24 protein-coding genes are annotated in these 25,037 nt (G+C 38.7%); 5 read left to right on the forward strand and 19 right to left on the reverse strand.

Translation table 11 applies throughout. The features are described from left to right. From rplD to rpsL, 6 genes are all read right to left on the reverse strand, one after another. The gene (rplD, locus tag CWD91_RS09310) at positions 1–630 is read right to left on the reverse strand and encodes a 50S ribosomal protein L4 (RefSeq protein WP_103440716.1); all 630 of its coding nucleotides are present in this window, start codon (positions 628–630) and stop codon (positions 1–3) included. Further along, positions 630–1,250, reverse strand: a complete 621-nt coding sequence (gene rplC / locus CWD91_RS09315) for a 50S ribosomal protein L3 (RefSeq protein ID WP_103440717.1) — start codon at positions 1,248–1,250, stop codon at positions 630–632. The genes rplD and rplC overlap by 1 nt, the downstream gene beginning before the upstream one ends. 157 nt (positions 1,251–1,407) lie before the next feature. Beyond that, the gene (gene rpsJ / locus CWD91_RS09320; protein ID WP_010230113.1) at positions 1,408–1,713 is read right to left on the reverse strand and encodes a 30S ribosomal protein S10; all 306 of its coding nucleotides are present in this window, start codon (positions 1,711–1,713) and stop codon (positions 1,408–1,410) included. Positions 1,714–1,724: 11 nt separating this feature from the next. Then, the gene (fusA, locus tag CWD91_RS09325) at positions 1,725–3,857 is read right to left on the reverse strand and encodes an elongation factor G (protein WP_103440718.1); all 2,133 of its coding nucleotides are present in this window, start codon (positions 3,855–3,857) and stop codon (positions 1,725–1,727) included. Between the two features lie 9 nt (positions 3,858–3,866). Then, entirely contained in the window at positions 3,867–4,343 is a 477-nt protein-coding gene (rpsG, locus tag CWD91_RS09330; protein WP_103440719.1) for a 30S ribosomal protein S7, read from the reverse strand. Positions 4,344–4,421: 78 nt separating this feature from the next. Next, positions 4,422–4,796 carry a 30S ribosomal protein S12 gene (gene rpsL / locus CWD91_RS09335; protein ID WP_031445118.1) on the reverse strand — a complete coding sequence of 125 codons (375 nt, stop codon included), beginning with the start codon at positions 4,794–4,796 and terminating at the stop codon, positions 4,422–4,424. 572 nt (positions 4,797–5,368) lie between these two features. Between rpsL and CWD91_RS09340 the strand changes: the two genes are divergently transcribed. From CWD91_RS09340 to rlmB, 4 genes are all read left to right on the forward strand, one after another. Further along, a complete protein-coding gene (locus CWD91_RS09340; protein ID WP_103440720.1) occupies positions 5,369–8,521 on the forward strand; it encodes a SusC/RagA family TonB-linked outer membrane protein in 3,153 nt (1,050 codons plus the stop codon). Between the two features lie 11 nt (positions 8,522–8,532). Further along, positions 8,533–10,233 (forward strand): SusD/RagB family nutrient-binding outer membrane lipoprotein, encoded by a 1,701-nt coding sequence (locus tag CWD91_RS09345; protein WP_239985715.1) that lies wholly within the window; start codon positions 8,533–8,535, stop codon positions 10,231–10,233. Between the two features lie 18 nt (positions 10,234–10,251). Then, on the forward strand, positions 10,252–11,145 hold the full coding sequence (locus CWD91_RS09350; protein WP_103440721.1) for a hypothetical protein: 894 nt from the start codon (positions 10,252–10,254) through the stop codon (positions 11,143–11,145). A gap of 190 nt (positions 11,146–11,335) precedes the next feature. Continuing rightward, complete coding sequence (gene rlmB, locus CWD91_RS09355) at positions 11,336–12,079, forward strand: 23S rRNA (guanosine(2251)-2'-O)-methyltransferase RlmB (protein ID WP_103440722.1); 744 nt, start codon at positions 11,336–11,338, stop codon at positions 12,077–12,079. A gap of 75 nt (positions 12,080–12,154) precedes the next feature. Here rlmB and CWD91_RS09360 read toward each other — a convergent pair whose 3' ends face one another. Then, positions 12,155–12,895, reverse strand: coding sequence for a rhomboid family intramembrane serine protease (locus CWD91_RS09360; protein ID WP_103440723.1), 741 nt, complete (start codon positions 12,893–12,895; stop codon positions 12,155–12,157). Between the two features lie 145 nt (positions 12,896–13,040). Between CWD91_RS09360 and CWD91_RS09365 the strand changes: the two genes are divergently transcribed. After that, positions 13,041–14,318, forward strand: a complete 1,278-nt coding sequence (locus CWD91_RS09365; protein ID WP_103440724.1) for a replication-associated recombination protein A — start codon at positions 13,041–13,043, stop codon at positions 14,316–14,318. Positions 14,319–14,356: 38 nt separating this feature from the next. On the opposite strand, the gene CWD91_RS09370 is transcribed toward CWD91_RS09365, so the two are convergent. The 12 genes from CWD91_RS09370 to CWD91_RS09425 form a co-directional block, all read right to left on the reverse strand. Continuing rightward, positions 14,357–15,238: a hypothetical protein gene (locus tag CWD91_RS09370; RefSeq protein WP_157943755.1), complete on the reverse strand. Its 882-nt coding sequence runs from the start codon at positions 15,236–15,238 to the stop codon at positions 14,357–14,359. Between the two features lie 254 nt (positions 15,239–15,492). Further along, positions 15,493–16,929, reverse strand: coding sequence for a DUF5723 family protein (locus CWD91_RS09375; RefSeq protein ID WP_103440726.1), 1,437 nt, complete (start codon positions 16,927–16,929; stop codon positions 15,493–15,495). Next, entirely contained in the window at positions 16,926–17,468 is a 543-nt protein-coding gene (locus CWD91_RS09380) for a hypothetical protein (RefSeq protein ID WP_103440727.1), read from the reverse strand. The genes CWD91_RS09375 and CWD91_RS09380 overlap by 4 nt, the downstream gene beginning before the upstream one ends. Before the next feature lie 62 nt (positions 17,469–17,530). After that, positions 17,531–18,220, reverse strand: coding sequence for a YjjG family noncanonical pyrimidine nucleotidase (locus tag CWD91_RS09385; protein WP_103440728.1), 690 nt, complete (start codon positions 18,218–18,220; stop codon positions 17,531–17,533). Further along, complete coding sequence (locus CWD91_RS09390) at positions 18,213–19,508, reverse strand: polysaccharide deacetylase family protein (protein ID WP_103440729.1); 1,296 nt, start codon at positions 19,506–19,508, stop codon at positions 18,213–18,215. Before CWD91_RS09390 ends, CWD91_RS09385 begins: the two co-directional genes overlap by 8 nt. A 92-nt stretch (positions 19,509–19,600) precedes the next feature. Then, positions 19,601–20,299: a RadC family protein gene (gene radC, locus CWD91_RS09395; protein ID WP_103440730.1), complete on the reverse strand. Its 699-nt coding sequence runs from the start codon at positions 20,297–20,299 to the stop codon at positions 19,601–19,603. Positions 20,300–20,451: 152 nt separating this feature from the next. After that, on the reverse strand, positions 20,452–21,789 hold the full coding sequence (locus CWD91_RS09400) for a Gfo/Idh/MocA family protein (RefSeq protein ID WP_103440731.1): 1,338 nt from the start codon (positions 21,787–21,789) through the stop codon (positions 20,452–20,454). Positions 21,790–21,885: 96 nt separating this feature from the next. After that, complete coding sequence (locus CWD91_RS09405) at positions 21,886–22,680, reverse strand: 3-keto-disaccharide hydrolase (protein WP_103440732.1); 795 nt, start codon at positions 22,678–22,680, stop codon at positions 21,886–21,888. Positions 22,681–22,761: 81 nt separating this feature from the next. Continuing rightward, positions 22,762–23,259, reverse strand: a complete 498-nt coding sequence (locus CWD91_RS09410) for a VOC family protein (protein ID WP_103440733.1) — start codon at positions 23,257–23,259, stop codon at positions 22,762–22,764. A 78-nt stretch (positions 23,260–23,337) separates the two neighbouring features. Then, complete coding sequence (locus CWD91_RS09415; protein WP_103440734.1) at positions 23,338–23,700, reverse strand: hypothetical protein; 363 nt, start codon at positions 23,698–23,700, stop codon at positions 23,338–23,340. A 37-nt stretch (positions 23,701–23,737) separates the two neighbouring features. Then, complete coding sequence (locus tag CWD91_RS09420; protein WP_157943756.1) at positions 23,738–24,205, reverse strand: hypothetical protein; 468 nt, start codon at positions 24,203–24,205, stop codon at positions 23,738–23,740. A 312-nt stretch (positions 24,206–24,517) separates the two neighbouring features. Then, complete coding sequence (locus CWD91_RS09425) at positions 24,518–24,859, reverse strand: hypothetical protein (RefSeq protein ID WP_103440736.1); 342 nt, start codon at positions 24,857–24,859, stop codon at positions 24,518–24,520. Positions 24,860–25,037 lie beyond the last annotated feature (178 nt).

Here is a 25,037-nt window from a genome sequence, read left to right on the forward strand (position 1 = left end):
TTATTTAATTAAGTTCGATTCGATTCCTTCCAAAGAACCTTCCAACAACACTAGGTTGTTAGCGTTTAATATTTTGTAAGTGCTTAATTCTGAGTTAGTTATAACCTCAGAATGCTCTAAATTGCGTGAGGACAAATATACGTTATTATTTGAATCACCCAACACAATTAAGGATTTTTTATTCTCCAAGCCCAAAGACTTTAAAAATTGCTTAAAATCCTTAGTTTTTGGTGCTTCAAAATTAAAGTCCTCAACCACCATTATAGCATTCTCTTTTGACTTCAAAGTTAAGGCCGACCTTCTAGCCAAACGCTTAACATTTTTGTTCAATTTTTGCTTATAATCCTTTGGTCTTGGCCCAAAAATACGTCCACCACCTCTAAACACTGGAGACTTAATACTACCCGCACGAGCAGTACCTGTTCCCTTTTGTTTTTTGATCTTTCTTGTACTTCCTGCTATCTCGGCACGCTCTTTGGATTTGTGCGTACCTTGTCTTTGGTGTGCCAAATATTGCTTAACATCCAAATAAACAGCATGATTGTTTGGTTCTATTGCGAATACAGCGTCAGAAAGCTCAACCTTTCTACCTGTTTCTTTTCCCTTAATATCTAAAACTGCTACCTTCATTACTTCTCAATAGTTACGTAAGCGTTCTTATGACCAGGAACACAACCTTTTACTACTATAAGGTTCTTTTCTGGAACAATTTTTAATACTCTCAAGTTCTGAACGGTAACTCTATCAGTTCCCATTCTACCAGCCATTTTCATTCCCTTAAAAACTCTTGCAGGATATGAAGCAGCACCAATGGAACCTGGAGCTCTTAACCTATTGTGCTGACCGTGGGTTGATTGACCAACACCGGCAAAGCCGTGTCTTTTTACAACTCCTTGAAAACCTTTACCCTTTGAGGTACCGATTACATCAACAAATTCTCCTTCTACAAAAAGGTCTACTCCAAGAGTATCACCTAATTTGTGCGCACCTTCTTCAAAATACCTGAATTCCATGACCTTTTTCTTGGGAGAAGCGCCTGCCTTTTTAAAGTGACCTGTAGCCGCTTTATTAGCACGTTTTTCTGCCTTGTCATCGAAACCAAGCTGAAGGGCATTGTACCCGTCGACCTCTGCGGTTCTGACTTGGGTAACTACGCATGGTCCAGCTTCGATTACTGTACATGGAATATTCTTTCCATTTTCATCGAAAATGCTGGTCATACCTACTTTTCTACCTATTAACCCAGACATATTTAATTAATTATTAATTGATTACTATTTAAATTATTGACAAAAAAACAGGGTCAAAAAACAATTCAACCCTGAATATATTTTTTTCCGTTTTTCCTTCGCGAAACGCTCGGGACATGTCTTTCATAATTTCGAATTATGAATTCCGAAATTAGAATTATACTTTTATCTCAACCTCAACACCGCTAGGAAGTTCCAACTTCATTAGAGCATCGATGGTTTTTGATGAAGAGCTATAGATATCCAAAAGCCTTTTGTAAGAACTTAATTGGAACTGCTCCCTTGCTTTTTTATTTACGTGTGGAGAACGCAACACAGTAAATATCTTCTTATGTGTTGGCAAAGGAATTGGTCCAGTTACAACCGCACCTGTAGTCTTTACCGTTTTTACGATCTTCTCAGCAGATTTATCTACCAAGTTATGGTCGTACGACTTTAATTTAATTCTAATTTTTTGACTCATCTTAGTACGATTTAAGCTGTTAATCCTTTTGCTTTCTTAATAACCGCTTCCGAAATATTGGAAGGAGTTTCAGCATAGTGTGAAAATTCCATTGTTGAAGTTGCTCTACCTGAAGACAAGGTTCTCAAAGAAGTAACATATCCAAACATTTCGGATAAAGGTACTTCGCCCTTAATTACTTTGGCACCGGCTCTATCATCCATATTGGTAACAGTTCCTCTTCTACGGTTAAGGTCACCTACAATATCACCCATGTTTTCTTCCGGGGTCAAAACCTCCATTTTCATGATAGGCTCCATAATTATTGCACCAGCAGCCTTACCAGCAGCTTTATAACCCATTTTTGCAGCCAATTCAAAAGATAGTGCATCGGAATCCACAGGGTGGAAAGATCCATCCTTAAGAACTACTTTCATCCTATCCATTTCAAAACCGGCCAATGGACCATTCTTCATAGCGGCAGCAAATCCTTTTTGAACAGGACCTACAAATTCTTTTGGAATACGACCACCTTTAATTTCGTCAACAAACTGTAAACCAGTTCCAACAAAATCATCATCAGCAGGCCCCATCTCAAAGACGATATCCCCAAATTTACCACGACCACCGGATTGTTTTTTATAAACCTCCCTATGTGCAGCCGTTTTGGTTAACGCCTCCTTGTATTCAACTTGCGGTTCCCCTTGGTTTACTTCAACCTTAAACTCACGTCTTAGACGGTCAACAATAATATCCAAGTGAAGCTCGCCCATACCAGAAATAATAGTCTGACCAGATGCTTCGTCTGTTTTTACCTGAAAAGTTGGATCCTCTTCGGCCAATTTAGCCAAAGCCATTCCTAATTTATCAACATCAACTTTTGTCTTGGGTTCTACCGCAATACCGATAACGGGATCAGGGAAGTTCATACTTTCCAAAACAATTGGATGTTTTTCATCAGACAAGGTATCCCCAGTCTTAATATCCTTAAAACCTACAGCTGCACCAATATCTCCCGCTTCAATAAAATCTACCGCATTTTGCTTATTGGCATGCATTTGGTAAATTCTGGAAATACGCTCTTTGTTACCTGAACGATTGTTCAACACATAAGAACCTGCATCCAATCTACCAGAGTATGCTCTAAAGAATGCCAAACGACCAACAAATGGATCAGTAGCAATCTTAAAGGCCAAAGCAGCAAATGGCTCCTTAACACTTGGCTTTCTAGATTCCGGCTTCTCCGTGTCAGGGTTGGTACCAGTAATCGCTTCCTTATCCAATGGAGAAGGCAAATAACGACAAACTGCATCCAATAAAAACTGAACACCTTTATTTTTAAATGAAGAACCACAAATCATAGGTATGATACTCATATCCATAACCGCAGCCCTTAAGGCAGCATGAACTTCATCCTCTGTAATGGAATCCTCATCCTCAAAGAACTTCTCCATCAAGGTTTCGTCATATTCCGCAACAGCTTCAATCAATTCAGCTCTGCGTTCCCTAACCTCTTCCTTCATATCTTCCGGAATAGCAACAACATCAAAAGTTGCTCCGAAATTATCCTCATGCCATACAATAGCCCTGTTTTTCACCAAATCCACAATACCCTTGAAGTCTGCCTCGTCTCCGATCGGCAATACAATAGGCACCGCATTGGATCCCAACATAGTCTTAACCTGCTTGTTAACCATTAGGAAGTCAGCTCCCTGACGATCCATTTTGTTAACGAAACCGATACGCGGCACTTTATAATTATCCGCCAATCTCCAGTTAGTTTCAGACTGTGGTTCAACACCATCAACTGCACTAAACAAGAAGACCAACCCATCCAATACACGTAAAGAACGGTTTACTTCAACCGTAAAATCCACGTGACCCGGGGTATCTATAACATTAAAGTGATAGGATTGAGCATCCTCGGTTGGCTCTGCATTCTCCATTGGGAAAATCCACTCACAAGTTGTAGCAGCTGAAGTAATTGTAATTCCACGCTCCTGCTCCTGCTCCATCCAGTCCATTGTGGCAGCACCATCATGAACCTCACCTATTTTATGACTCACACCAGTATAAAACAAGATACGCTCTGTCGTAGTTGTTTTACCTGCATCAATATGAGCAGCAATACCAATATTTCTTGTTAATTTTAAATCTCTTGCCATTTCTGCTTATTAAAATCTAAAGTGGGAGAATGCTTTGTTTGCCTCTGCCATTTTATGGGTATCTGTTCTTTTCTTAACTGCAGCACCTTCTTCTTTTGCTGCTGCCAATATTTCTCCAGCTAATTTTTGAGACATTGCCTTTTCGTTTCTCTTACGAGCATAACTAATAAGCCATTTCATAGCGGTTGAAATCTTACGATCTGGTCTGATCTGCATAGGAATCTGAAAAGTAGCACCACCTACTCTTCTACTTCTTACCTCAACATGGGGCATTACATTGGACAATGCATCTTTCCAAAGCTCCAACGCTGTTTTTTCTTCGTCTGTCTTTTTCTCTTCTACGATATCAATTGCATCGTAAAATACTTTAAAGGCAACCGACTTCTTTCCATCCCACATCATCATGTTAACAAAACGGGTCACCAATTGGTCATTAAACCTTGGATCGGGTAAAAGTGGTCTCTTTTTTGCCTGCTTTTTTCTCATTTCTTCTTTTTGAGTTAATGGTCAATAGTTAATTATCAAAAGTACTTATACCTTTAATATTAAACTTTTAACAAATTTTTACTTCTTAGGGCGTTTTGCTCCGTACTTAGATCTACGTTGTGTCCTTCCAGCAACACCTGCTGTATCCAAGGCACCTCTAACGATATGATACCTAACTCCTGGCAAATCCTTTACCCTTCCGCCTCTTACTAATACTATCGAGTGCTCTTGTAAATTGTGACCCTCACCTGGTATATAAGCGTTTACTTCCTTCCCATTGGTCAACCTAACCCTTGCAACTTTACGCATTGCGGAGTTTGGTTTCTTAGGAGTGGTTGTATAAACACGTGTACATACACCTCTTCTTTGAGGACACGAATCCAAAGCAGCCGATTTACTCTTCTTAGTAATCGTGACTCTTCCTTTTCGTACTAATTGTGAAATTGTTGGCATACTATTTTTGTATAATAAAAACTTAACCCCTCTTTTAAGGGCTGGCAAATGTAGTAATTATTCGCAATAATTCAAACCCTAGCGAATTTATTTTTTATATTTTTTATCCTCAACAGATTCGGCACCTTATAATTAGATTGCAACGCACCACTCTTTGGATCCGTCAACCTCTTAAAATTTAAGAAATCGCCATTGCGAAATCAAAGATGAAGCCAACAAAAGATCAGGGAATAATTATAGAAATTCAATTCATTTATTGATAAATTCTCAGCTTAATCGATTAATCACTAAAAATAATGCAATCCTATTATCTTAAACCGCCTAATAGTTGCGATTATTATGAAATTGTCATTATTTTAACTGTTTTGCTGCAATAAAATCCTACAATCAAATCTTTAAATTGTTTTAAATGTAAAATTTTAATTGAAATGTGTGTTAAAAATGCAAATATAATAACCTAAATGGGCATTTTTAACAATATTTTGCTATGCGTGCATAATAAATATACCTAAAAACTTGTTTTATTAACAATGATTTAAGATTTTTGCGTTGCTAATTCAAATAAACATAAAATGAAAACAAAGTTAAATGGAATCCTAACGCTGTTTCTAGCGTTGATTGTGCAACTATCGTTTGCACAAGAAAAGACGATTTCAGGTACGGTAACGGACCAAGACGGTCTACCGCTCCCTGGAGTGAATATTCTAGTAGAGGGAACTACCACAGGTACCCAATCAGATTTTGATGGACTTTACACCATTGAAGCAAATGTTGGGGAAGTTTTGGTATTCTCTTATATAGGACAAAAGAATGCAAGAATGACGGTTGGTGCCAGTAGCACCATAAACGTTCAGATGGAGGAAGATGCACAGGCACTGGAAGAAGTGGTAGTAACCGCTTTAGGTATTAAAAGAAATCCAAGATCTTTAGGATATTCTGTTAAGTCTGTCGAGGCCGAAGCCATTACAGAGAACTCAGAACCAGATTTAATAAAATCACTTAATGGTAAAGTACCGGGAGTAAACGTAAATGTCTCAACTGGTGTTGCCGGTGCTTCCAACAAAATAAGTATAAGGGGTACCACTTCTTTCCAAGGTGGAAACCAACCTCTATTTGTTGTTGATGGTACTCCTTATAGTAACGACCAAGTAACCACTACAAGCCAGATTACAGGTGGTGGTGGCTATGAATCCGGTATTTCATCTTTGGACCCTAACGATATTGCCAATGTGGAAGTCCTAAAAGGAGCGGTTGCAGCGGCACTTTATGGTTCCAGAGCCGTAAACGGGGTAATCATTATTACCACCAAGTCGGGAAAATCAGGCGGATTGTCCAACAAAAAATTCGAGGTGTCCCTTAATACAGGTGTCTATTTTGAAAAAATTGCCAATCTTCCAGAGTACCAAAACACTTATGGTAACGGAACCAATTTCAACTATAACAACGCCAATGGTTCTTGGGGTGCTAGATTTGATTCACGCGAAACCATCCCAACCTGGCCAAACTTGCTTAATGCATTTCCAGACCAATTTGGCCCTACTGTGCCTTATGTTGCACAACCAAACAACGTAAAGGATCTGTTTAAAACAGGATTTGTTGCCGATAATTCGGTAAACATTAGTTCTGCCAAAGAAAATTCTAATTTTAGTCTTACTATATCCAATATAGACCAACAAGGGTATATTCCTTTTAACTCCTATAAAAGGACCAATATTTCTGCAGGTGGTAATTTTAAATTGGACAATGGTTTAAAAGTTGGAGCCAATCTAAGTTACTCTGACAGTTACCAAGTTGGCCCTTTCCTTGGAGAAAATCAATTCGTAGGAGCCGCTTCTTCCTTTGCAAGGACTTTGGTCCTAGGAAGAACATGGGACCTAAGCCTGCCCTATGAGGATGCCAATGGAGCACCCGTAATACCCAACGGTGGTTGGGACCATCCATTATGGTCTTGGGAACACAATCAAATCAGGACTGGGGTAAATAGAACTGTTGCCAACGTAAGTTTTGCTTACGACTTTAACGAGCATATTAATGCAAGATATCAACTTGGTATAAATAAGTACGATTTAGCCCGTATAGAAATAACCGATAAAGGCTCTAGAGGTGCTTCGGGCACTGGAAGCGTAGTAACCGACAATTATGGAAGCGAAGAAATAGAATCTACTTTCGTAGTAACTTTCAATTATGATTTGGCCGAAGATTTAAACATGAATTTCTTGGTCGGAAATAACGTAAACCAAATTTCCAGCCACCGTGTTGGTTATACAGGTACCAATCTTATTGCGGACAATATTTTTACCGTTAATAATACGGCCAATGTGGTTTCTGACGTAGATAATACTACAAGAAAAAGAATAGTGGGTGTTTTTGGAGATTTAGGATTGGGATATAAGGACTTTTTATTCTTAAACGCCACTGCAAGAAACGACTGGTCTTCCACATTACCGCAAACGGACAATAGCTTTCTTTATCCTTCCGTTTCTACCTCTTTTATATTTACGGAGGCTTTGGGTATTAACAATGACATCCTTAGCTATGGTAAGATTAGAGGTGGTTGGGCCAACGTAAGCAGAGATGCAGATCCTTACCAGATTAATAAAATATTTACCGTAGGTACTGTATATTCTGGGCAACCTTCCGTATTTGTCCCTGCTACTCTTGGTAATCCTAATTTAAGTCCTGAGAATACCGAAGAATTTGAAATAGGTATGGATTTGGAACTCTTTAGCAAGAGAGTGTTAGTTGATTTTACTTGGTATCAAAAAACAACTACAGATCTTATTTCTGAAGTTAATGTACCTACGTCCTCCGGTTATACTTCACTATTGACGAACATAGGTGAAATGGAAAACAAAGGTATCGAAGTTGGATTGACCTTGATCCCAGTGAGAACGGATAACTTTAAGTGGTCTACCTTTACCTCTTTTACCAAAAATAAGAACGTGGTAAACAAATTGATCGAAGGCCTAGACAGATTCCCTATAGATGTAGACCAAATTGCCTTTGTAGATGAAGGTGAACCCTTTGGTGTGTTCTACGGAACCGCATTTATGAGGGATGATGAAGGGAATTATTTAATTGAACAGAGTGAAGGAGGTATTTTACAGGCCTTGGACAACCAAGTAGTAGGTGACCCTAACCCGGATTTCAAAATTGGATTCACCAATACCTTTAAATATAAAACTTTGAGTTTACAGGCCCAATTGGACTGGAAAGAAGGTGGCGACATTTCCTCTTCAGGAATTGCAGCCTTATTAGGTAGAGGGGTAACCAAGGATACCGAAGACCGGGAACGTACTTTTATTCTTCCTGGTTTTTATGGCGATCCTATCACAGGGGAACCCATTTTGGATGGTTCAGGGAACAAAATTCCTAATACCACACAAATGACTATGAACAACCTATATTTCTCCCCAACCAATAGTAACACATTTGGTATTAACTCTGTGGATGAGGCTACCATTTATGATGGCACTGTCTTTAGGTTAAGGGAAATAGCATTGGCATACGAAGTTCCTAAAAAGTTTTTGGACAAGACATTTATAGGCGGTATGACTTTTTCAGTAGTCGGGAACAACTTATGGTATTTTGCCCCTAATGTTCCTAAGTACACTAATTTTGATCCAGATGTTACTGCTTATGGGTCAGGTAACCTACAAGGTATTGAAACCCAATCTGCCCCTAGTTCCAAAAGATTTGGGTTTAAACTTAACGTAACATTTTAATAAAAAGAACTATGAAAAATATATTTAAAATAAATCAGAAAAGCCGCACAATGTTCGCTGTAGCATTGGTGTCTTTACTATTCTACAATTGTAGTGACTATTTGGATGTGAATACAGACCCAAACAATCCTACTGTAGCTCCGTTGGACCAACTTTTGACGGACACAGAGAGAAACTTTAACTTGATTACTGAATTTAGAGTTTATATGGCAGAAGAACTTTCCGCCTATGTCCACCAGTTTACTTTCCGTGAAGAACAAGATCAGTACGGTACCAAACAGGATAATACCGATATTCAAAATTCTTGGGACGTTGCTTATTCGGTGATAACCGAAGCTGATATCATTATCGAGCAGGGTACTGCTGAAGAAGAGATGATCATTGTTGGAATGGCCAAGGTCCTTAAAGGATATACCGCCACCATTATTGCTGACATTTGGGGAGATGCTCCATATTCCGAGGCATCAAAACTTGCCACTGGTGTGGTAAGCCCTGTATTTGACAGTCAGACTGCAATCTACGAGAATGCCTTGGCGCTAATTGACGAAGGTCTAGCCAATATTAACAGTGGAAAAGGTTCCAACCCAGGAACCCAGGATTTGTTTTACGACGGTAGTATTGCCAAATGGAACAAATTCGTTAATACCCTGAAATTAAAATTGTACAACGAAATTAGGTTGTCCACTATGTTTAATGCCGGTAAATTAAATGCTTTAATTGCTGCAGATAACTTTATGGCCAGTAGTAGTGACGATTTCGAATTTCCTTATTCTACCACCCAATCACCGGCTGAGGAAAGAAATCCGCTGTTTAGAACAAGTTACCTTTCTGGTCAAACCTCCCATTACGCAAGCCCTTGGTTCTATGAAATTCTAAAAGGATGGAATCCAAACATTCATAACGGAGTGGCAGACCCTAGATTACCGTACTATTTCTTTAATCAATTAACACCAGGTCAGTTACCTCCGGATGTTGGAGATCCAACAACAGGTGATCCAAAAGCGGATTATTGGGATAGAAATACCGGATTCCACACCATTAGATTTGGTAGTATAAGCCCTAATAGGGATTTTGCTTCCAGAGAATCTTCCACATATCCTGGAATATATCCTGCTGGTGGCAGATATGATGATGGCCAAGGAGGTGATGCAGACGTAAATGCAGGTACAGGTGCAGCTCCACACAGGCTGTTAACCTTTCATGAGTCTTTGTTTATACAGGCAGAATTAATACAAGCCAACGTAATCTCCGGCGATGCAAGAGCAATGTTGGAAGATGCTATGACCGCTGCTTTCAAGAAAGTGGATGAAGTTGTTGCCAATTCCGCTACGACACAAACAGTTCCAAAACTTGATGGAACCACGGCAGTTACCGATTTTATTGCAGGTATATTGGCTGAATACGATGCTGCTTCCGATACCAAGAAAATGGAAATCATTATGACCCAAAAATGGGTATCCACTTTTGGCGATCCGTTTGATCAATACAATGATTATAGAAGAACGGGATTTCCAGTTTTGGCTAATCCAAATTCTACTACTCCGGAATATCAATTGGACAATGAAGATGAATGGCCTTTGCTTGACAGCGAAACCAACTTACTAAGACCATACCAGGTTTCATTATTCTGGCCACAAGCTGAATTGAACGTTAATGAAAATGCACCTGCCCAGAAAGATGCAACTACGTATAAAATATTTTGGGATAACTAAAATCATAAAATTCATATCATGAAAAAAATATATATTTTAAGTCTCTTTTTAGCCATATTTGCGCTAAATACATCATGTGATGATGACGGAGGCACTTCAGCAATCCCGACCACCAATGGCGCTCTACCAGATTTTAAGGTAGTGGCGGGTAGTCCTGCATTTATTGACCTTACTGGCTTGGACGACCTAAACCTACAATTCACCGTTGGTGTTGGCGTCGGAGAACCAACATCTTTTGATCTAAAAGCATTCTACCAGACAGTGGATGGCGATTTGTATGGCCCTATAGTTTTGGATGCCGGTGTCACCACTTTTCCTAAGGAGTATTCAATTACAGGAACAGGTCTTGTAGCTGCCTTTTCAGAACTGAGCAGTGCTGATGATATTCAAGTTGGAGATGTCTTAAAATTATTTACATCTTATACATTTAAGGATGGTTCCCAAATTGATATTCTTAATAATAAAGGGGAGCCAAACTACCTTGCTTCCGATTTTAACACCTACACCGACTTTACTGTAAAATTGGAGTATGTTGTATCATGTCCTTCCGATTTGGCTGGTACTTACACGGTTCTTAGTAGTGGATTCTCTACTGATTCCGGACCAACACCAGATGAAAACCCTATTGTTGATTATCCATACACTGTGGTTTTAACAGACAATGGTGGCGGAAATTATACTGTTTCGGATGGTTTTGCCGGCTTGTATATACTTTGGTATGATATCTACGGTATCTCTGGAGAAACTCCAGGTAATTTCACCGATATATGTGGTGAATTATCAGGAACCTGGGGAGAACCTTTTGGAACTGACGTTACTGTTACAGGAACTGTTAATCCGGATGGAACGCTTTCCATTACATGGATAAATGGTTATGATGACACTGCGGATGCTGTATATACCCCACAGTAAATCTATTCTAAACCCGGCATAAAACCGAGTTACAATTTATTCAGAAACCGTTGAGAGTTAATTTTCAACGGTTTCTTTTTTTTACCCATAATTCCAACTTTGAACCTATTTAGTTCAGGTAGCATTAAATATTACCAGCTTATATTTTTAAGTTGTATTTATTTCTGACTTATTTTCTACCTTTACCGCCATGAAAGATACCCAACAGATTTATGGCATCAGAGCCGTAATTGAAGCCATAAAATCCAATGAACCCATAGACAAGGTTTTTATCCAAAAAGGCCTTAAAGGCGACCTATCCAAGGATATGGAAACGCTAATTAGAAAAAATGGTATTACTGCTTCCTATGTCCCTATTGAAAAATTAAATAGACTTACCAAGAACAATCATCAAGGTGTTGTTGCCAATATATCTCCCATTACCTTTTTGACCATTGAAGAATTGGTAGAAAAAGTATTGGAAACCAAAAAAGTACCTCTTTTCCTATTATTGGATCAACTATCCGACGTGCGCAACTTTGGCGCAGTTATTAGAACTGCCGAATGTACTGGGGTAGATGGAATCATTATTCAGAAAAAAGGGGCAGCACCTGTTACGGCAGATACCATTAAAACATCGGCAGGAGCGGCGTTTCGTGTGCCCATTGTCAAGATAGACCACATAAAGGATGCTGTATTTTATTTACAGGCTTCTGGAATAAAGGTAATTGCAGCAACCGAGAAAACAGAAAATTCCATTTATGAGGTTTCCTTTAAGGAACCTTGTGCCATAATTATGGGATCTGAAGATGTGGGTATCTCACCCTCTATTTTAAAAGCCTCTGACCATTTGGCAAAACTTCCCCTATTGGGTGAAATTGGTTCACTAAATGTTTCCGTAGCCTGTGGTGTTTTCCTTTATGAAGCAGTAAGACAAAGACAGGAAACCACTTAAGGAGTTGGATTTCCCAACTTTATCAGGACTTGGCAATATTCCAATTTTCCCGATATACTGTCAAAATCCATAGTATTATTCCAATCCCGAATCCTCGGGATTTTTTTTATAACGATAGGTGATTTTGATTTCTTCCGCTGTTGAGTCTTGTGGTCTATTTTCAATGAAATTTCCATTTTCGTCAAAATGTTTTAAGAATTCGTCCTCCTCTTCATTATAATCTTCCTTCTCCCAATCGTATTTTTTCACTTTGGGTAAAGGGGCCTTCAAAACAAATGCCAAAAACAGGCCTGTTATAAATCCACCTAAATGACCTTCCCATGAAATTCCGTCCTTAACAGGAAAAATATACCAAAGTGTACTGCCATATATAAAAACTACAATTAGTGATAGGGCTACCAGACGGTAGTGTTTGGAAATAATTCCTTTAAAAAATATAAAGCTCACCAAGACATAAATTAATCCACTGGCCCCAATATGATAGGATGGCCTACCAATGAGCCAGGTTATAAAGCCCGAGACAAGAATTCCCCATAACAATACTTTAAAGGCTATGCCTCTATAGAAATAAACCAACGATGCTGTAAGGATGGCAAGTGGAATGGTATTATTGTACAAATGCTCCACGGAGGCATGTAAAAAAGGACTTAAAACAATACCCCGTACCCCTAGTAATGTCCTAGGATAAATACCGTAGTCATTGAAATTAACCTGAAACTGAATTTCAAACCAATATACGGTCCAAATGGAGAGCACCGCCAATAACGGAATTGCTATTACGGTATTGGAAAATCTAAAATAATTGCTCTCTGTCATAATGGAAATATAATTATTTATGCAATATGCTTACCAAAATTTCAAAATCGGTTAAAATGTCATTGAAATTTTAGTCCTTTTAAAATCAATTTTAAAGTCCCAAAAAAGAAACCACCTTATAACAACTTTGTTTTATTTTTACATTATGAACGAGCCACTAGCAGAAAGGGTACGCCCCAAAACCTTGGAGGAATATATAAGCCAAAATCATTTGGTGGGAGAAAATGGATCCTTGACCCATCAAATAAAAAAGGGGATTTTACCCTCCTTGATTCTTTGGGGACCTCCAGGTACAGGCAAAACTACCTTGGCAAATATTATAGCCCATACAAGCGGGCGACCTTTTTATACGCTAAGTGCCGTTAGTAGTGGAGTTAAGGATATCCGGGAAGTCATAGAAAAGGCGAAGCAAAGTGGTGGATTGTTCACGACCAAAAACCCAATACTTTTTATTGATGAAATTCATCGCTTTAGCAAATCGCAGCAAGACTCCCTTTTGGCGGCAGTGGAAAAAGGTTGGGTCACCCTAATCGGTGCCACCACAGAAAACCCCAGCTTTGAGGTAATTCCGGCCCTATTGTCCAGGTGTCAAGTATATATTTTAAACCCTTTTGGAAAGGAAGACCTTGAGGCATTGCTCCAGAGAGCCATGGAAGAGGACAAATATTTGAAAACCAAAAAAATAAAACTAAAGGAAACGGAAGCCCTACTTCGTCTTTCAGGGGGCGATGGAAGAAAATTGCTTAATATATTTGAGCTGATCATCAATTCAGAGGAGACGGATACCGTTACCATTACTGACGAGCTGGTTTTGAATAAAATACAGAAGAACACTGTTCTATATGACAAAACGGGCGAACAGCATTACGATATTGTATCGGCTTTTATTAAATCGATCCGGGGAAGTGACCCCAATGCGGCGGTATATTGGTTGGCTAGGATGATAGAGGGTGGAGAGGATGTGAAATTTATTGCAAGACGTTTACTTATTTTGGCCTCTGAAGACATTGGCAATGCCAATCCTACCGCTTTGGTAATCGCAAACACTACATTTCAGGCCGTTACTACCATAGGATATCCCGAAGCAAGGATCATATTGAGTCAGTGTGTAATCTATTTGGCCACATCGGCAAAAAGCAATGCCAGTTATATGGCCATAAACAAGGCGCAACAAACCGTAAAACAAACAGGTGACCTATCGGTACCCTTGGCATTACGCAATGCCCCTACCAAATTAATGAAGGATCTGGGTTATGGGGAAGATTACAAATATGCCCACGACTATGAGAATAATTTTATTGCAGAGGAGTTTATGCCCAAGGAGGTAGCCAAAACAAGCTTTTACCGTCCTGGCAACAATCAGCGGGAAAACGCCATCAAGGATTTCCTAAAAAAACGATGGAAAAATAAATATGAACTCTAGCTTCAACTTAAACTACTTGGTCATTGATTGGAGTTCCACTAAAACTTAATATTCAGTTCCTGTGCCATTATTTTGTCATCACCGCGATATTCAAAATACCACTTGTCTCCTTTTTTAACGACAATACCATTCTCAGCAACATGGGTGGCTTGGGCAATATAGACATCGGTTACCGTTGTTTTCCACATCCACATAGCAATTTTGGGCGTGCTGTCCACTAACTGAAAGCCGTTGGCTATTGGCTGGGCATATAATACTCCCAATCCTTCCGTGGCATACTCCACTTCTGGCAAAGCCACATCAGGCATGCTTTGGGCTTTGGTTATATTGGACTGTACCGGTTCCATATTTTTATAGGATTGCTCCTCCAAGGTTGCTTTTTGCTGTACAACTGGATTTGGAATATTTTGTTTTGGCGCTACGCTGGCCTTCTCTTCGATTCTTTTAACATCATTTTTAAAACTCACTGTAGGTGGCACATTTTCTCCCGAAGGCTCAAATTTGTACCCCAACCCTGACAGCGATTTAAAACATTCCTTTATAGCCTCGGAATAGGCAGATTTGTAGTCCTTCTCCTTACTAATTCCCTCCACAGTGGTATAGACCTCATTAGAGAGACAATCTTTGAGAATCAAGGTTACCTTGGTGGTAAACATGGAGGAATCGTCCTTAAGACTCAATTGCAAACCAAGGCATCTATTGGCCACCAAATCTACAGGCATATCATTATCATAAACCGCCGCAAACCCATTTTCCACAAGATTATATTTAATCAAAGTACTGGTCTGATACTGATTTTCACTTTTAAAAGCTTCAAATTTGGTTGGCACTATTATGTATTTGTATTTATTTAATTCAGCTTGGGACATTCCGTAAAAGCTGCATATTAAAAACAGGGGTAAAAAAATATTTTTCATCATTTCAAATTTCATTGTTTCTATAAATCAAGTTAGTTGGCCTTTAATGGTAATTAATCACAAAACATGCCAGAAAGCCCTAGCTTCCTGTCATGGTTCATCCATAAGGTGAAAATCCAAATAATTATTTGATAAGGAATAAACTACGATACTAAAAAACTTAAGAATCACTGGATTCCCACATTTATAATTTTAGACACCATTTAAGACAAATGGAAGCCTGAAATCCAATAATGCACGTTTTCAAAAATCATATATTATTTCTTTCCCCAAGATATGATATTTAATCCTAATTGAAAAGAGGAGTAGTGACTATCCGCAAGGTTCCTATAAGCCAACAAGTTGTCGGCCAACACATAGATATTTACAGGACCGGCCTGGAGATTGAGGCCCAAACCAATATTACTCCAAGTAAACTTATCTACAGTGTAGGTTGTTTTAAGTGCCAAAGCCCTACCAAATCTTCGTAAATAAAAGGCAGTAAGTGCTGCTTGTGGCCCTCGGGGCCTATTAATTACATACAATTGTCCACCAATTCCGTTGGCATATTTGGTATAATCCCTCCTTTTTGAAACCATATAGTTACAGTCGCAATCCATATTTTGTTTCATTGCCTCCCCCCAATTATGACGTATGGAACCATACAACTTGGTAGGCCTAAATGAAATATAGCTATTATTATTGGTGCCGTGTGGAACCAGGGCATCCACCTCATCCACTAAATCTTGCCAAAAATCATCATTGGAATTGGAAAATGCATCGGGTAGGATTACTTCTATTCCCTCTACAGTGGCATTCCCATTTATGGTATAATTCTTTACGTCTGTAGAACTATAAACAAAGCCTAGATCCAACAAGCTTCCTGTAATCACCGTCTGCTTGTTAAGCTTATACGTAAATCCAAGGTCGATTCCAAATCCCAAATCTCCCCCGAAGAACATTCTTCTTGTAATAATTCCAGGCAAAAGGGAACTATCATTGTCCAGGGCATCTTCAATTTCATTAAGGCCAGAAGACCTTAATTCCATATCGGCATCAAAAGTATGGGACAGGATATTGTTCTGCCCTTGGTTAGTTACAAAATAACCTTTGTTTTTTGTGGACGAAAAATTAAACACACTGGAATACACTTTAGCCCTCGCTCCAACGGTCAAGGCACCATCCACACTTTTGTTGATTCCGAAGTGAAACACATTGAGCATCTCCCCTCGTGTTTTTAAATGCCCAAGATCAAATTTTCGGCCCAACTGATCCGCATTGCCCTCAAAGGCCAAGATGGCATAATCCTTAAACCAATAGCCAATAGCATCCCCTTCATTATAAATCCCAAAAGAGTAAAAATTATCTGGATTACGCCCCCGAAAACCACCATTCAGTAATTCAACTTGATAAGTGCCGCTAAGTTCATCACGGGTGTTCATACCATAAATGGCTCGTTCCCTTACTTTTTCGTTAAAATCCACTCCGTCATCAGCGAACAAATCGTTTACTGTAAGTCCACTACTTCCAGCTTGAAAGGAAATGCCGGATATTCCGGGAATACCGGCATACCATTGAAAATCCGTAGACATTCCCGGATTGATCATTAAAGCCTGGGGGATTTCTGTAAAATCGTACAGTATTTGTTTGTTCTGTGCAGTAACAAAGGTACAGCCCAGTAACCAGGACAAAAAGACAAGTTGAAAATGCCTCATTTTAAACGAACCCTGAATTTACCACTGGACCTAAAAATAATTTTTGGATCTGGGAGGTTGGAAACACTGCTGTTGTCCTCTATAAGAACACTGACTTTTATACTTGAAGTATTTTTTATGATTTCTATGCTTCTTTCCTTTCCTGGGCCATAAGGCACTTGCCTTCTATAAAGCGGCGTTGGGGCGGATGGTTGTACAGGAAAATCTATAATATCAATCGTATTCCCACCTTCATCCAAAAATTCTACAGTCGGCTTAAACTCCTTACTGGTAGTATTATCTATTTCAAAAAAAATAGAGCCATCCAAAACCCGATCAGCAAAGGCATCAACAGTAAAGGCATCAAAATTAAAATCCTGGGTGTAAAAATATTGGCCAACAGACTCGTTTATTATTCTTTCGGGCGATTCTACATACAAGATACTGGCTTCAATTGTGGGGATAATTTCCAAATCATCGTATTGGTCAAAGTTTTGCTTTTCTATGCAGGAATAGAACGCAAGCAAAATTAGGGATAGAAGTAAAATTTTATTTTTCATACCAAACCTGTCAAGAACAACTACTGGTATCGTGTTGCTATAGTGTTACTTATATTATAACTCTATAAATACAATTTTATTTCACTTAAATCGTGAATCATATCGCAATATTCGTGCTCTGGTTCATTATTGGCGTTAAAATGCAAGGTATGCAATCCCACCGCCCTGGCACCCAAAATATCTGCCTCCAAACTGTCACCGATCATCAAGGATTTATGCGGCAAAACTTTGGCTTTACTAAGTGCCAGTTCAAAGATTTTGGGGTTCGGTTTTTTCACACCTGCCATTTCGGAATTAATTATATGATCAAAATAATTATGGATTTTGGAGCTTTGTAACTTTTTATCCTGTATTTCCTGAAATCCGTTCGTGATGATATGCAACTTATAATTGGGCTTCAAATAGTCCAAAACCTCCGTTGTATTTGGCAAAAGATGATTGAAGGAAGATAAGTTCTCAATATACTGATCGGACAGAATAAATATTAATTCCTTGGATATGGTATATCCAAGTGTATCAAAAGTGATTTTCAATCTTTGAAACCTAAGTTCCTCCTTGGATATTTTTCCTTCCCGATAATACTTCCAAAATTCGAAATTTATGGGGATATAGACCTCTAAAAAATCCTTTAGATCAACACTCACCGAATTCCTTAAAAGAATTTTCTGAAAAGTCAAGGCTGAATTTTTCTCAAAGTCCCATAGGGTATGATCTAAATCAAAAAAAATATCGGTGACAAGAGATTTAAACATGTACTTGTTTTAGGATACTACTGTACAATTTTTTCCAATTCAATTTGCTCTCGGCCCCAATTAATTCATTTGAAAAAACGGTGATAAAATTTCCGTTTACCATTTTCGTTGCCAGATACAGTCTGTTAACCGCTGTAAAAGCCTCTGTCCTATTTCTATATTTCAACAAACCGTAATCGTGAACTGCAAACGGATGTATCTTAATGGGCTGTTGGACTTCCAAGGGAATATCATAAAAGTAGAATGGTGTGCAAGAACCGGCCCTAAAACCAATTTCATGGGTATATCCCATGGTATAGTCATCTGTAAAACCAGCCTCGATCAAATTCCTATAGGTTTCAGGGATATCCACCCTGTTATAGCGCATTCGAGAGCTGGAAACAGGCCTATTAATAACATTGGAAAGATTCCTTTTCTCCTCTTTAAGCAAGGCTATATCATTAAAGGAACTATAGGAGCAGGATAAGGAAACCTTATCGTAGTCGGCCACAGATTTAATTAGGTGTTTAAAATTGTTATTGTTGGGGGACACATTTTTGTCATAGGTGGAATACTCGGCGAACTGAAAAAAGAACATTCCCTTAACCTTATTTTTTTTATGTAATTCAATAAGCTCGAAAAAATTGTCATAGGGATCTTTCTTTAGCTTTGCCCAAACCAAAATGCGGTCGTATACCCGTCTGATTTTAAGCGATGCCAAATCGAAAAAAAATCCGGACATCCCCCTGACAAAACCTCTATAGGCAAAACAATGCGAAGTGGAAACATCTATGACGGACGAGTATTTATAATTCCTTGGCTTGTGTTTTAAATCTTTAAATCTGTTCTTAAGGGCGTATAAAAGTTTTTGGGCCCAAATATCTACCAAGGGCTTTTCTAAAAAATCGTATTGAAAAGCCAAACTGTCCTTTGGGGAAAATCTGCCATGCATGTCCTTCACATGGGGCAAATACTCTTCGTACCTACTTAACAAATAAAAACTGCCTGAAAAAATATCGAAGGGCAGGTTACTCCTTTCCCCTGTTGAAAAAAAACAAGGTGTTCCTTCCCAATCGGCCATATGAATCTGAATATCGTTTATACCGTGTTCAAACAACAAATCATTGCTCCTTACAAAAAACTCGTTTTGCAAAGGTTGCTTCGTATACGTAATCTTTGGGCCTGTATGTTTTATAAAATCCTCTACTTTGGTGGTGTAGGTTACCTCTATCCCCAATATAGTAGTAAATATATGCCTCATAATATAACTAAAACGAGGGGTGATTTTATGGGTATAGATGAGTAACATAGTAATTTACTTTTTCCTATTTTAAATGAGCCTGACCTTAGGTTATAGTTTTCAAAAATAGTTGGTCCATATTCTAAATTACGAACCGCGGTCTAAAGGATATTTTCATCTGCAAAACTAAAGTATTCTTTTTGTGTGATGATGATATGATCTAAAACTTTTATATCCAAAGCCTCTGAGGCCAATTTTAATTTTCCGGTAATTTGTTTATCGGCCTCACTGGGTCTTAATGTGCCGGAAGGATGGTTATGCGCCAGGATCAATCCTACGGCACCAAGTTCCAAGGCTTGTTTTAACACCAAACGAACGTCTACCAATGTGCCGGTAATACCTCCCTTGCTCAATTGGCCAGCATGCAGCACCGCATTGGAATTATTAAGAAAAACTATCCAAAATTCCTCATGTGGCAGTTCACCCATTTTAGGCTGCAGAAGTTCAAATACATTTTTGCTACTGCTGATTTTTGTTATTTTTTGTGCCTCTTCTCCCCTACGTCTCCGCCCGATTTCCAAAGCTGCAGCAATAGAAACAGCCTTGGCCTCCCCAATGCCCTTAAATTGCATGAGCTGTTTTATAGAAAGTTTTCCTAATTCGTTCAGGTTATTGTTTACCGATGCCAAAATACGTTTAGACAGTTCAACAGCACTTTCATTACGACTTCCAGATCCAATAAGAATGGCTATTAATTCCGCATCCGAGAGATGGGATTTACCTTTTTGTACCATTTTCTCCCGCGGTTTATCATCATCGGACCAATTTTTAATGGAGAAAGAAGTCGGCTTGTGTTGCATAACCTAAAGATAAGAATCTTAACGTTTTATCATAATTACAAAACCGAATATTACGGATAGATGGGAACATAAAATCAACAAAAAAAAGCCCAGCTGCAATTCTTGTTAAAAATAGCAGCTAGGCCTCAGAGATAACTTAAACAGTTGAATTATTAAAAATCCCTATACGGTGCGTCCAAGAACTTATTGGCTTCCGGTTCAGAAAATCTAGCGGTGTTATTATCCCAATGTAAAGTTTTATTAGGAAAACGGCCGGCAATAACCCCCAACAATATCGTTTCTGTCAATCTAGCTGCATATTCAAATGGGGCAGTACATTCGGCTTTGCCCAAACAGGCGTCCACGAATTGATGATAATGCTTATCCCCTTCAGAATCGTAATCCCTTACTGGCTCTCCTACAGCTTCCTGATCCTTAATAATGGACAGATCCAATTCCTGGTACTTACCATCTACAATAAGCCTAGGCAATTCCATGAAATGTGGTAACAAAAGTCTTCCTTTTTCACCTATAAACATGGCTCCTTGACCTGGTAATTTCTCTTTGTTGGGCAGTACCAAATCCTTGTGCTTCTCCGGCGCCCCTTTACCATCATACCAAATCCATTTTAAGGTATCTGCGGTAAATTCAGTTCCGGGAAAGGTATAGGTAACGGTATTTTTTTCAGGGAATCCGAATCCCGTGGGTTTTCTGCACTGGTTTTTTATGGTCATGGGCACGTCCAGTTTAAGTGCGTTATAAGGAGTATCAAAAATATGTACTCCCATATCCCCCAAGGTACCACAACCGTAGTCCAATAACTTTCTCCAGTTGGCCGGATGGTAATACCCTTCCTTATATGGTCTTTCTGCAGAAGTTCCCAACCAAAGGTTCCAATCCAAATTTTCGGGAACCGGATCGGACCCTTTTGGTTCCGGCCCGTCGAATCCCCAATTCTTGGGACTCCATGCCCTAACGGTACTCACTTTTCCTATAATTCCAGATTGGATCAATAATGTTGCCAGTTTATAATCATAGAAAGAATGTACTTGAATTCCCATTTGGGTCACCAAGTTTTTTTCCGTGGCCATCTTCCTCATCGCCCTAGCTTCGGCTACGTGGTGGGTAAGGGGCTTTTGACAATATACAGGCTTACCTATTTCCATGGCCATCATTGAAGCGGGAGCATGGGTATGATCCGGTGTAGAGACTATTACCGCATCTATATCGTTCTTCATTTCCTTGAGCATCACCCTGTAATCCTTATAGACTACAGCATTGGGGTGCAATTTTTTGGCTTCGGCCAGTGCATTGGAATCCACATCACAAAGTGCCACCACATCCACCAATTCATGTGAAGATATGGAGGCCAGATCATTTCCCCCCATATTACTAACACCGATATGTGCCGTCCTCAAACGACCATTTTTGGACAATGCCCAAACAGAGGATGGCAATAGCGCCGTTAAACCCAAAGCAGCGGTACTTTTTAGAAAGTCTCTTTTTTTCATATGTATATTTTAATTTTTTTATCAGTTATAGGTAAGCCATAATGATTAAAATAATCATTCCCCTCTGTGAAATGGATTATTGTAAACAGTTACGTTTTATAATTTTCTAATTTTTATATTTCTAAACCAAATGGGACTTGAATGATCCTGAAATCCAATATAACCAGTTTTAAACCGACCATAATGCTCTTCATTCTTCCATTTTCCTGAATTCTTTTTTTCATACCAATCCTTGGACCAAGGCACAAAAGATAGCACTTTTTTCCCATTGAGCCAGTGCTCTACTTTTTCTGGGGTAAAGACTATTTTGGAGGAGTTCCATTCACCTACAGGGTTCAACATTTTTTGATCGGGATCGGCTACATGCATTGCATAGTCAGAAGCGGTCTGTTGTAAGGGTTGAAGTGCCGCTGGATTTTCTGTATGCCCAAGACTAAGATTATATGCTGTAAGATCGTGAATCTTCGCATAGTTTTCATCATCGATCAATTGATATTCCGGGGAAATATTTGGTGGCCCGGCATTGGGTATTCCTTCCTTTAAGTGGTAAAAAATCCCACTATTCCCCCCTTCTGGCAATTTCCATTCAACGTAAAACTCAAAGTTATCAAACTCTTCCAAGCCGTAAATTATATCCTTTCCTCCAGTATAATCCTGCTCCAGCCCCAATTCGGTATCAAATGTCAATACACTATCCTTTACTACCCAACCAGGAGGTAATGTATCTCCGTTATAAGCACGCCATCCGTTGGTAGTGACTCCATTAAACAAGTATGTCCAGTTTTCGGTTTCTACTATAGTTTCAGGTTTAACATCAGCGTCGGTTTTGGTCTTAGATTTGCATGAAGACAGAACTAAAGCCACAGAAAAGAAGGTCAACAATAATTTCATTCGATTATTTTATTTGTAGTATTTATAAAAAGTTGAAGATAAAAATTTTTTCACAAATGACTTAAAATATAAAAGCGTAATTTAATCTGATTCCAATTCCTTTAGCAAACTGGCCATATTTAGAGGTTTGGTAAACATTACCAAGGAGCCGTCCGGCTCATAGGTCCAAAGACTTTTTGGTCGATCCCAATATAGCTCCACCCCATTCCCATCTGGGTCATCCAGATAAAGAGCTTCCGAAACACCATGATCGCTGGCCCCCGTTAAAGGATATTGGGCATTGTGCAAACGCGTGTATATTTCTGCAAGATCTTTTCTTGTTGGATATAAAATTGCAGTGTGAAACAAGCCAACACTATTGGCAGATGCAGGAGGTTGCCCTTTAGTATGCCAGGTGTTTAAACCAATATGATGGTGGTAACCACCAGCTGAAATAAAGGCTGCTTGGTTTCCATACAAGGTAGTTACTTCAAACCCCAAAAGATCGCAATAAAAATTTAGCGACCGCCCCAGGTCTGCTACTTTTAAGTGAACATGCCCAATTCGTGTCTGGGAGGGTATGGTGTATTCATTTTCCATATAAGAAAGGTATTTAGCTACAGATAAATACTAATTCACGATTCCGTACTAGAATTAATCCAGTAACTACAAGCTTTATCAATACTTATAAATTCTTGCAGCGTATGTTGAAGTAGTGTCTATAGGATAAAAAGCTATGGGATAATTTCCGCTGGGCTTATAATTGGGCATTTCCACAACCTTGACAGTAGGAAAGATAGCTGTTGATCCATGATTATCGATCAAATTATCCAATTGATCTTTATAATTGAAGTCAAAAACGATAGTATCCTTTAAGGTACTTGCACGCTTTTTAAAAGCATTGGCCTCATGATCGCTCCAATCCTTTTCCAAAAAATTGTTATTATCATCTTCGGTATTGGCCAATTTAGGGTATTGTTGTGCATTTAAACTATTGCCAATTAAAAATAATACTGAACAAAAAAAGATGAATTGTTTCATTTTATATTTTTTGTAGGCGCCACTTAGGTAGGAATATTTAAAATTCCCCGCAGTGAATCCCTTTTTCGTATTGTTCCCTCAACGCATTTACAGCATTTTTTAATCCCTCAGGCGCGTTTCCGTACTCAAAGGTCACCTTGTATTTTTTACCGGAAAATTCTTCGATTTCCAACCATTCTGCCCCACCATCCGCACAATCAGGGCATCCTATGATTTCGGGCAGTGAAAAAAATTCACTTAAATCTACTGTTTTTTTAAAAGAATCCCAACTAATCTTGGTCAAGTTTTCGGTACATTTAATGGGTGTCACTTGATCGTTCCAACCTGAACGGGAATAGGTTACTTTGCCCAACTTAAGCAACATGGCATGTGTACAATAGCCCACACACATTCCAAAGGAAGTCCCATAACCCATCTGTTTGATTTCCGAAGGGTTACCCTCATTTTTTTCGCAAGAAATCAGTAAGCCGACCATAATAACAAGAAATAAGTAATTTTTCATCATCTGTTTGGGTATTAAAAACAACTGCATCATAGGGGATTTCGCAAAGTGATTCCCAGTCGGTCAATTGTTTTTATTTAGATGTAAATGTTCAATTTAGGTTGCGTGGACCCATTATTCCCTTTACGAAACACTCTATCCCCAATGGCAATAAAGATCATAAAACACAACGGTTTAACAGCTAGGTATTGACTAAAAAATATAAAGGAACAATCAGCGCCAATGAAAATTGTCCATATATTAAAAAGAATGAATAATGATTAGCAGGACCAATAATAATTGCCCAGAGTAAATTGAAGATCAATTGCCCTACAACTATGTCTTTGCAGTTATAAGCATTTTCAGTACCTCCTTATTGAATATAATAAATAAAATAATTAAAAAGATAAAAACAGGATTAATCAAAAAAGAGCCAACACCGAACTTTAATGAAACATAAAAAACGTCGATCAAACTAAATAATCCCGCTATTAAAGTTAGTCCAAAAGCAAATAGGTAGATCTTCTTATTGATAAAGTAAAAGCAGGAAGAAAAGCTCAACCATCCAATCCCAATATATAGCGTTCCGTCCAATTTAGCATCCATAAATAAATTCATACCCATGGATATAAAAACTAGAATTATGGCCATCAATAAGGGTATTATATCTTTATTCATCTATAAATTATCTATTGAACTAAATTTGTAATGTCTGATATTATAAAAACCGAAATTTCACCTCTACCCGCACCGACAAGTTTTAAATATCGTTATTTTCATCTTAGCCAGAAAGAAAATAGTCAGTTTTCAGCTACAATCCAAATCCCTTATGCTCCAACCAATGGTGCCCAGCTTT

The sequence above is a fragment of the Arenibacter hampyeongensis genome (assembly GCF_002909255.1).
In the GTDB taxonomy this organism is placed as follows: domain Bacteria; phylum Bacteroidota; class Bacteroidia; order Flavobacteriales; family Flavobacteriaceae; genus Arenibacter; species Arenibacter hampyeongensis.